Origin of the sequence: Motilibacter deserti (genome assembly GCF_011250635.1) — a bacterium.
Lineage (GTDB): Bacteria > Actinomycetota > Actinomycetes > Motilibacterales > Motilibacteraceae > Motilibacter_A > Motilibacter_A deserti.
On the sequence record NZ_JAANNP010000070.1, the window covers coordinates 1 to 10,193 of the forward strand.

General features: G+C 72.9%; 5 protein-coding genes and 1 pseudogene. 1 reads left to right on the forward strand and 5 read right to left on the reverse strand.

Annotation, left to right across the window (positions count from 1 at the left end):
* The 4 genes and pseudogenes from G9H71_RS19215 to G9H71_RS19230 form a co-directional block, all read right to left on the reverse strand.
* Positions 1–226, reverse strand: a pseudogene (locus G9H71_RS19215) (hypothetical protein); the annotation flags it as partial.
* Positions 223–525 (reverse strand): hypothetical protein, encoded by a 303-nt coding sequence (locus tag G9H71_RS19220; RefSeq protein WP_166284404.1) that lies wholly within the window; start codon positions 523–525, stop codon positions 223–225. The pseudogene G9H71_RS19215 and the gene G9H71_RS19220, both read right to left, overlap by 4 nt.
* Positions 526–594: 69 nt before the next feature.
* A complete protein-coding gene (locus G9H71_RS19225) occupies positions 595–1,047 on the reverse strand; it encodes a hypothetical protein (RefSeq protein WP_166284405.1) in 453 nt (150 codons plus the stop codon).
* Positions 1,048–1,215: 168 nt separating this feature from the next.
* On the reverse strand, positions 1,216–2,928 hold the full coding sequence (locus tag G9H71_RS19230; protein WP_166284406.1) for a hypothetical protein: 1,713 nt from the start codon (positions 2,926–2,928) through the stop codon (positions 1,216–1,218).
* A 443-nt stretch (positions 2,929–3,371) separates the two neighbouring features.
* Here G9H71_RS19230 and G9H71_RS24705 point away from each other — a divergent pair, with 443 nt between their 5' ends.
* On the forward strand, positions 3,372–6,536 hold the full coding sequence (locus tag G9H71_RS24705) for a M14 family metallopeptidase (protein WP_331273124.1): 3,165 nt from the start codon (positions 3,372–3,374) through the stop codon (positions 6,534–6,536).
* 68 nt (positions 6,537–6,604) lie between these two features.
* On the opposite strand, the gene G9H71_RS19240 is transcribed toward G9H71_RS24705, so the two are convergent.
* Complete coding sequence (locus G9H71_RS19240) at positions 6,605–10,042, reverse strand: phosphodiester glycosidase family protein (protein WP_196792278.1); 3,438 nt, start codon at positions 10,040–10,042, stop codon at positions 6,605–6,607.
* Positions 10,043–10,193 lie beyond the last annotated feature (151 nt).

Consider the following 10,193-nt stretch of genomic DNA (forward strand, 5'->3'; position numbering starts at 1 on the left):
GCACGGCGGCGGCGAGCTCGCGGGCGTCGCGGGTGTCGCTGGTGATCCGCTGCTGGGCGGCGGAGGCCGTCGTGCCGGTCCAGCGCGTCGCGAGCGCGTCACCGGCCGTCGACACGGTGCGCTCGGCGGCGTCGAGGGTCTGCGCGACGGGGTCGAGCGAGGACGCCGCGGTCGACAACGTCTCCGGCTTCCAGGCCAGGACGCGCTCGACGGTGAGCGCGCTCACCGGGCACCCACCAGGCCGGAGAGCGTCGACTCCGCTCCCCCGTCGGCGCCGAGGTAGCCCGCGGCGTTCGAGCGGGCGTTGCCGGCGAGCGCCGCGAACGCGTCACCGGCCGCCTGACAGGACACCGTCAGCGCGATGCCGAGCCGCGCGGCCTGCTCGGCGGTCGCCGTCTCGGGCACCGCGGCCGGGACGGTGGCCATCGCGGCACCCGGGTCGAGCCCGGCCGCTTGCCCCGACGCTCCCTCGCAGGCGGCGGCGAACTCCTCCAGCGCCGCAGGGTCGACGGTGAAGCCCGACATGCGTGATCCTCCCGATGACGGCAACGGTCCAGCAGGGCGTACCCCGCGGGGCACGGATTCGATCTTCGGTCAGGGCAGCGAGCCGATGCCCTCACCGAGATCACCCAGACGGGTGCCGCTCCGGCCGACGTACGCCGCCAGCGGCGAGAAGTCCGGCAGCCCGAGCTCTCCGCGCAGGTGCGCCGCCTGCGCCCGCAGGGCCTCGGCCACCGGCGCGGCAGCCGGGCCGAGCGCCGCGGCCAGCGCCTCGAGCTCATCCGGGGACCGGCTGCGCCCGCCCCCGGGCCACACCCGCAGCAGCTCCACCTCGACCGTGCCCGCGCGCAGGCTCAGCCGCCGCGGCCGGCCCGGCACCAGCTCCACCGCCGCGTCGCGCAGCGCCACCCGGCGTACGCGCAGGCCGCGCCGCTGCTCGAGCACGCCGTCGCGCAGGACCGGGGCCCCGTTGCGCACCGCGCCGCCGAGGCGGACCGCCTTCTGCAGTGGCCCGAGCAGCCGGGGCATGGCGTGTGCGGCGCTCATCGCGGAGCCCGGCGAGACACGTCGGGGCGGGACATGGCCGCAGCCTAACCAGGACGTTCACGCGCTCCTCGGACGGTTCGGGGCGGCGCGCCTCAGGGGCTCGTTGAACCAAGGACGAACGACGGTGCCCCCGCCGAAGACCGGCGGGGGCACCTGGAGCGGGCCGGGCTACCGCGTACGCAGGGTGAACGTCGCCGTCGGGTGCCAGCCGCCGTCGATGTGGTGGTCGACGGTGTACGACCCGGCGTTGGTGCCGGAGACGTCCTGGCTGGTGCTGTTCGAGCCGGCGAACGGGACGTAGCCCGTCGCGCTGAAGCTGGTGCCGTCGGCCGAGACGTACGTCGCACCGGCGATCGCGCCCTCGATGCTGAAGCTGTCGACCACCGCGGTCGCCGTGCCCCCGGCGGGCAGGGTGGCCGGGAACTCCGTGGTCCAGCTGCCGTACGGCTTGTACTCCGACGACCGGGTGAGGTCCTTGCCGGTGTTGTTGACGATCTTCACGGTGACGCCGGACGAGGACTCGACGGCGCCGAGCGAGGCCTTCGGACGGAGGGTGAACGAGGCGGTCGGGTGCCAGCCCGAGCCGATGGAGTGGTCGATCGTGTAGGACGAGGCGTTCGTGCCGGAGACGCCCTGCGACGTGCTGTTCGAGCCGGCGAGCGGGACGTATCCGCCGGCCGTGAACCGGGTGCCGTCGGCGGTGACGTAGTCGGCGGACGCGATGGCGCCCTCGATGCTGAAGCTGTCCACCTTTGCCGTGACCGTCGCGCCCGCCGGGATCGTGGTCGGGAACTCGGTCGTCCAGTCGCCGTAGGGTTTGTACTCCGACGCCCGGGTCAGGTCCTTGCCCGTGCTGTTGGTGATCTTCACGGTCACGCCGGACGAGGAGTCCACCGCGCCGAGCGAGGCCTTGGGACGCAGGTTGAAGGACGCCGTCGGGTGCCAGCCGGAGCCGATCGAGTGGTCGATGGTGTACGAGCCGGCGTTCGTGCCGGTCACGCTCTGGCTGGTGCTGTTCGAGCCGGCCAGCGGGACGTAGCCGCTGACGTCGAACCTCGTGCCGTCGGGCGCCGCGTACACCGCCTGCAGCTGCGCGCCCTCGATGCTGAAGCTGCTGACGCCCGCCGCCGCCGTGTCGCCCGGCTGCAGGGTCTGCGGGAACTGGCCGCTCCAGTCGCCGTAGGGCTTCGAGGTGGAGACCAGGGTCAGCGGCACGCCGGTCGAGTTCGTGACCCGGACCGTGACGCCGCTCGAGGACTGCGGGGAGCCGAGCTGCAGCGTCTGCAGCACGTTCGCGAGGCCGGCCTTGCCGGCCGCGTCCGCCTTCGAGCCCGGCAACGCTGCGACGTACGCCCGCAGCGCCGGCAGCCGCGAGGAGTCGGCCTCGGCGGCCTTGAGGTCGGCCACGACGCGGCGCGCGGTGCTGGCCGCGATGTCGCCGTTCTGCAGGAGGTTGCGGGCCACCTCCCGGGCCCGGACGTAGCCGGCCGGGTCGCCCAGCATGCCGTCGAGCTCGGGCAGCAGGTCGACGCCGGCGGCGGCCGCGATCTGGCTGAGGTCCGCGGCGTAGACCGTCTCCCGGGCGTCGAACAGGGCAGCGGTCGCGGCCGCGTCGTCGCCGGCGGCCTGGGCCGTCACCGCGGTCTGCAGGTCGGCCCGCAGGCTTCTGCCGAGGCTGGGCTGGATCTGGCCGTTCGCGACGTGGGCGTTGACGGCGTTCAAGGCGTCGGCCACAGCCGACGCGGCGGGCTGGGCGGCGATCGTGACCGCGGCTGTGGCTGCGCTCGGGGCCTGCGCCGGCGAAGCGAAGGCGGCGGGGGCACCGACGGCCGAGACGGCGCCGACGAGGGCCAGGGCGGCGAGGGAACGGGAAATGCGCATGACGACCTCCAGGTCGCTGGGTGGGGTGGACCGGGGCTTGCCGGCCATCGGGTGAGGACCGGCCTTGCTGCTGGCCCGGAAGCGTTTCCGAACCGATGCCAGGAATACTGCCCGCACCGATCGGGACGTTCCGTTCCGCGGGTGACGCAGGAACTGTTCTGCTGCTGACGGTTCGTCCGAGGATGTATTTCCACGGCTTTTCCGTCGGACTCCGATGTGTGCGGCGCCTGCAAGAACTATTTCCGAGGAACGCACAGCCGCCCGTCGGGCGAACGGGCCCGGCGGCGGGTGGTGCCGGTGTCCACCGATCGGTGGAGCCCGCCACGAGATCGCGCGTTTCGGATAAAGAGCCTCGAGCAACGGCCGAGTCGGCCTATTGACAGCGCCTTCGCCCCCCGCGAGCGTGAGCTATCCGATCTTCTCGGACCAGGTAGGGGGAATCCGTGCACCATCGCACCGCCGCAACCCTGTCCGCCCTCACTCTCGTGGCCTCGCTCGCGATGGCCGCCCCCAGCGGCGCCACAGCGCGCCCACAGCCCAGCGACCACCTCGACGTGTACGCGGGGGTCGTCGACCGAGCGAAGCTGTCGGCGCTGCTCGACCTCGGCGTCGACCGCCGCGAGCTCGACCTCGCGGCCGTGCGCGGCGCGGCCGGGAAGGTCCGCGTCGAGGCCACGCTCAGCCAGGACCAGGCCGACGCGCTCGCCGACCAGGGCGTCGAGCTCGAGCCGAAGCTCATCGACGGCGAGACCGTCGCCCAGCGCGCGTCGGCCGCCGCCGAGGACTACGAGGTCTTCCGCAAGTACTCCGGGCCCGGAGGGCTCAAGGAGGAGATGGAGCAGCAGGCTGCCGCCCATCCACGCATCACGAAGCTGGTCACGATCGGCAAGACCGTGCAGGGCCAGGACATCGTGGCCGTGAAGGTCGGGCGCAACGCCGACACCCGGCCCGACGGGAGCGAGCCGACGACGATCTTCCTCGGCGCGCAGCACGCGCGCGAGTGGATCACGCCGGAGATGATCCGCCGGCTCCTCGACCACGTGCTGACCGGCTACGACACCGACCCACAGATCCGGCGCCTGGTCAACCGCACCGAGATGTGGTTCATCCCGGTCGCCAACCCCGACGGCTACGACTGGACCTTCGAGGAGGACCAGCGGCTCTGGCGCAAGAACCTGCGCGACAACGACGGGGACGGTGAGATCACGTCGGCCGACGGCGTGGACCTCAACCGCAACTTCCCGACGCGCTGGGGCTACGACAACGAGGGATCGTCGCCGGTGCCGGCGATCGACACCTACCGCGGCCCGTCACCGGCGTCGGAGCCGGAGACGCAGGCGCTCGACAGCCTTTTCGCCCGGCTCAGCGCGCAGTTCCTCGTGAACTACCACTCCGCCGCCGAGCTGCTGCTGCACGGCATCGGCTGGCAGGTCGCGACACCGGGGCCGGACGACGTGCTCTACGAGGCCATGGTGGGCGACGACGCCGACCCCGCCGTGCCCGGCTACGACCCGGACCTCTCGGCCGAGCTCTACACCACCAACGGCGACACGGACACGCACGCGCAGGAGGCGTACGGCACCCTCGGCTTCACTCCGGAGATGTCGACCTGCGAGGCGGCGTCGGCCTCGGTGCCGGACGACGAGTGGGACCCGAACGCCTGCATCAGCGGCTTCATCTTCCCCGACGACGAGGAGCTGGTGCAGGCCGAGTTCGAGAAGAACGTTCCCTTCGCCCTCGCGGTCGCCGAGTCCGCGATGGACCCGGACGACCCGGTGTCCGTCGTCGGACGGGACGCCGCGAACTTCAAGGTCGACTCGTTCAGCGTGTCCTACGGCGATCCGCAGACGGTCGCGGTCGTGGCGAAGCGCGCGCTGCGCGACATCACGATGGAGTACCGCATCAACGGGCGCGGGCCGCGCTACGAGGTCCCCGCGACGGAGTGGGCGGGCGGTGAGCGCTACGGCTGGGAGAACAACGACTACTACGCCGAATACCGCGCGGAGGTACGCGGGGCGAAGCCGGGCGACCGGGTGACCGTGCACTTCCGCGGGCGCGGTGAGGGCGGCTCCAAGAGCGAGGAGTTCAGCTACACGGTTGCCCGCGACACCGGAAACCGGGTTCTCGTGATCGCGAACGAGGACTACAAGGGCGTCAACCCGACCTACCCGGCGTCCGTCACCGGGCCCAAGTACCTCGACGAGCACCTGGCCGCCCTCGCGGCCAACGGCATCGCGGCCGACATGTGGGACGTCGACGCGCAGGGCGTCCCACACGACCTCGGCATCCTCAGCCACTACGACGCGGTGCTGTGGTACCTCGGCGACAACCGGCTGACGATGGACCCCGAGGACGCCCTCACCCGCATCGGGAACTTCAACTACCCCGACGCGCAGGTCGCCGAGCGCCAGCAGTACCTCACCATCGCCGTCCGCGACTACCTCAACGAAGGCGGCAAGCTGCTGCACTCCGGGGAGACGACGGCGTACTACGGGCTCATCGGCACGACTCTCGGCGGCATCTACTACGGCCTCGACGGCGACCCCACCGCGGACTGCGTCGTCACCCAAAGCATCTACGACGACTGCCTGCTCCTCGCCGACGACTTCACGCAGTACTACCTCGGCGCCTACTCGCGGGTGGCCCTGGACGCGGCGAGCGGCGTGACAGGCCTGTCGGGCAGCCCCTTCGCCGGCTTCGGCGCGAGCTTCGGCGGGCCGGCGACGGTCGACAACCCGGTCGACGAGCCGGGGTCCTTCACGCCGACCAACGACGTCCTCCCGATCGAGGACTTCCCGCAGTTCGGGACCAGCGACGCGGTCGCCGAATACACCGACGCCGTCGGCGCCTTCCTGCCCCCGCAGGGGTCTTACGGCGTGGCCGCCTTCCACACCGACAACACGTACACGCGGCTGACCCGGACGTACGACCTCACCGGGATCGCGGCGGCCTCGGCACCGGCCTTCGCGGCGCAGATCTCCTACGACACCGAGGAGGGCTACGACCACGTCATCGTCGAGGCGCGGACCGTCGGCCAGCAGAACTGGACGACGCTCCCGGAGCGGGGCGGTGCCACCACCACCGCCGTGCCGGCCGAGTGCGAGGCGGGCTACCTGCTCGCCGGGCACCCGTGGCTGCTGCGCTACCTGACCCCCGGCAACCCCTGCCAGCCGACGGGCACCAGCGGAACGTGGAACGCCCTGACCGGCACCAGCGACGGCTGGGAGGACCTGTCCTTCGACCTCTCGGCGTACGCCGGGCAGCAGGTCGAGGTCTCGATCAGCTACGTCACCGACCCGTTCACCGGCGGCGTCGGCGTGATCGTGGACGACACCCGGCTGACGACGACGGCCGGGGTGCAGCAGCAGGAGGGCTTCGAGACCGGGCTCGGCTCCTGGACGATCCCCGGCCCGCCGCCCGGCAGCCCGCCGGTCGACGGCGGCTGGGAGCGCTCGCCCGGCATCGGCGGCAAGACCTCCGCCGTGCTGACCGAGGACACGGTGCTCTTCGGCTTCGGCATCGAGCAGCTCGTCACCGTCACCGCGCGCGCCGACGCCGTCGGACGGGCGATGACGCACCTGCTCGGGGTCCCCGCGGCTCGCCGCTGACGCCGGCCTACAGCCCGACGGGGCCGCTCCCACGCAGGGAGCGGCCCCGTCGGCCGTACGAGAGAAGGTCAGGCAGCAGGGCGCAGTGCCGCCGCGGCCACCGAGACGCGGACCGTACGGGTCGCGCCGTTGACCGTGACCGAGAGGTCGAACGAACCCGGCTTCAGGGCAGTGAGCGTCCCGGTGGAGGGGTCGAGCACGGCGACGTGCCGCGAGCGCACGTCGTCCGGGTCTCCCACGAGCAGCTCGCGAGACCCCGACCAGTCGGCCGAGACCGGGTACGCGACCGGCACCCGGCGGCCGTCCTGGACCGCGGTCGCGGAGGCCTTCGCGGACGCGCCGACCGCGAGGGTGGCAGGGGCCTGCAGCTCGAGCGTGTCGACGTGCGGGCGGAAGTCGACGCGCAGCCACGCGTCGGGGTCCTTGCGCTCGGGGGCGGCGCGGTGGCGGACCTTGTCGTCGACGAGCGGTGCCGAGGCGTTGACGCCGAACATCGCCCAGCCGGTGAAGCCGCCGGCCCCCGGAGCCGAGCTCGGGCCCTTGCCGGCGTTGCCGAGCAGCGGCAGCAGGACCCCGTCGGTGCGGCTGGCGCCGAAGACGCCGGCGTGGGAGGCGACGTAGGCCGCGCCCTTGCCGGTCTCGGCGCGGAAGGCCGCCAGCCAGTCGACCAGCAGCTGCGCCTCCTTGCGGTCGGCCAGCTGCGAGTTCTTCGTCGGCAGCGGGTCGTCGACGGGGTGGTGGCCCATGACGACGACGGACCGGACCGACGGGTCGGACTCGGCGGAGTCGAGCGCCTGGCGCAGCATCACGATCTGCCCGAAGCCGCTGCCGCGCAGGGTGCCGAGCGAGGTGTCGAGCAGGACGAACCGGGTGCCGTTCCGGTCGAAGGCGCGGTATCCCGCGCCGAACACCTTCGACCACTCGACGATTGTCCCGGGGCCGGACGCCTCGTGGTTGCCGGGGACGTAGTAGTACGGCAGCCGGTCGCCGATCTCCTCGTCGAGGACCCGCTTGGCGAGCGCGACGTCGTTCGCGAACGCCCGGTCGAGGAAGTCACCGTTGATGACGAGGAACTCCGGCCCGGCCGCGAGCACCTCACGGATCGTGCGCCGGGCCTGCTGCACGAGGTCGGACTCGGGCGCGTCCGCCGTGAACTGCACGTCGGACAGGACCGCGAAGTTCCAGCGCTTGCCGTCCTGCACGGTGCCGTCGGTGACGACGACCGGATCGACGACCTGCTGCGCCGCGGGGATGCTGACCTCGCGTGCGACCTTGACCGTCAGGTCGTCGACGACGATGCGGCCGGAGTACTGCCGCGTCGGGGCAGTCTCGACGGCGTAGAGGCGCTGGAAGCGGAACGGCGGCTGCAGCCCTGCGGGGACGGTCGCCTCGACGTAGCGCCACCCGGTCCAGTTGACCGACGAGGCGAGGTCGATCGTCTTCGCGGCACCACCGGCGGCGTCGAAGATGTTGCCGCGCAGCCAAGCACCGCTGCCGTCACCCAGGACCCAGGCGCCGATGCGCTGCGGAGTTCCGGGAAGTGCGAATGGTGTACGCGCCTGCAGATATGCGGCGCGCGTCGCCGTGGAGTTCGTGAGGGAGTAGTCCAGGGCGATCGCCGTGCCACCCGTACGCCCCGGCGCGGTCGAGATCGCCGAGCCCGTCGTCGCCGGTGCACGGTTGGCCGTCCAGGTCGCCAGGTCGTCCATGGCGTCGACGACGACGGACTGCAGGCCCGTGGTCACGGGCACCGTCGCGCTGAGCCCGCGGACCGTCACCGTGACCGCGGCGGCGTCGTCCCCGCGCAGGGCCGTCACGCGGAAGCCCTTGCCGGCGGCCTCGACACGCACCACGTCCGCGTCGTAGGAGAGCGTGACGTCGCGCGGCTCGACCCAGGTCGAGAAGCCGTCCGCGTCGTAGCCCACGACCTCGAAGCTGCCGGTCGCCCCGGCGCCGTTCAGCGACACCTGCGGCACGGTCGTGGCGAGCCGCACCGGCGCGCCGAGCACGACGAGGTCCGCGACGCCGACCACGTCGCGGTCGCGCTTGCCCGACGCCTCGATCGCGACGTCGCCCGGCCTCCGCCCGGTCACGACGACCGTGTTGTCTGCGCCCGGCGTGACGTACGCATCCGTCGTCGGGTTCGCGTGCCAGCGGACGTCGGTCCGCACGGGCGAGTACGTCTCGTCGTGACCGCTCGCGCGCAGCACGCGCGACAGCCCGGCGAGGACGCGCTCGGAGCGCTCGTCCTCGACGACCGGCTCGACGTGCACCCCGGTGAGCTTGCCGGACCCCGGCGCCACCAGCAGCCCGAGGCCGTTGGGGGTCAGCCGCTCGCCGCCGTCGGACGGGCTGTTGACGACCTCGGGGGCCGCGTCGCCGGGCGTGCGGGCGAGCATGGTGGAGGAGCCGCCGCCGTCGAGGTTCAGCACGTCGTCGGCGCCGAGGTCGCGTACGAACGCCCCGAGCTCGCGCTCGGTCATCCCGCGGCTGTCCACCTGCCGCCCGTCGATCGTCACGAGGACCATCCGGCGGCCGTCCGCGGAGAAGCCGACCGCGGTGCGCGGGTGCAGGTCGACGTCATCAACCGGGAGCACGACCCCGTCCCGGACCAGCTGCTTGTTGCCGCTGACCGCGACCGCGACGTCGCCCGCGTCGCTGCGCGGGCCGTAGGACACGTCGACCCGCTCCCCGACGGAGAACGCCGAGAGCGCCGTCGCTCCTGCCTCACGGCCGACGAGAGCCATCTCGTCCGCCGCGAGGGGCGTCGTCCCGACCGCGCCGTTGGCGACCACGACCCCGTCCCGCACCAGGACCTCGCGCACGCCGGCGACGCCGTCGATCACCCGGGTGCGCGGAGCCGCTCCCCACGCGGGCGTGTAGAGGCCGACACCTCCCGCACTCACCGAGGGGCTGTTGAGGTTGGCGAGCGTGACCCGGTCACCCTCGCCGGTCGACGCCGAGCCAGCGAGGAAGACCTGCGCGATGCGGCCGAGGCCGTCGGCCCCGATCGTCGCTGAGTCGTTGTGCCCGCTCGCGGGCGCGTTCGTCAGGCCGCCGCTGCGCCCGAGCCCGACGCCGAGCGGCGCGCCGGTGTCGTTGATGTCGAAGAAGTCGCCGTTCACCCCGGCGACGGCGCCCGCGCGGGCGGCCTGCTCGGAGAGGACCGCCCGCCCGGAGACCGTTCCCGGGCTCAGGTAGTCGACGGTGACCCGGTCCTCGTCCAGGTCCGCGACGAGGACGTCCCCGCGGATCCAGCCGCGCGCGTCGATGCGGTCGAACGACGTGTGGGTCACGCCCGGGGCGACGACGTTCTCGTCGCGGTCGGTGACGATCGCCTGTCCTGCCGGGGCGAGCGCGAGGTCGGGCAGGTCCGCCGCGCTGGAGGAGCCGGTGCCGGCGGGCGCGGGGACCGGGACTGCGGCGTACGCGGGGGACGCGCTGAGCACGAGAGCGGGGGCGAGGATCGCCGCGGCGAGAGCCTGCGGGACGTTGGGGCGACGCAAGAAGCACTCCTGGCGTTCGATGCAGCCGGTGGACAGAACCGACTGCACCCCATCGACGGCGGGCGACCGGCAGGTGTACGCAGCCCGACCCGCCGGCGAAGCCGAGGGAACCCTTCGTCCGCTCCTCGCCGATCAGGAGGCGCGGGCCATC

Excerpts from the sequence above, each read along its gene's own strand:
- G9H71_RS19220 (WP_166284404.1), bottom strand. The coding sequence starts at position 525 with ATGTCGGGCTTCACCGTCGACCCTGCGGCGCTGGAGGAGTTCGCCGCC.
- G9H71_RS19230 (WP_166284406.1), bottom strand. The coding sequence starts at position 2,928 with ATGCGCATTTCCCGTTCCCTCGCCGCCCTGGCCCTCGTCGGCGCCGTC.
- G9H71_RS19225 (WP_166284405.1), bottom strand. The coding sequence starts at position 1,047 with ATGAGCGCCGCACACGCCATGCCCCGGCTGCTCGGGCCACTGCAGAAG.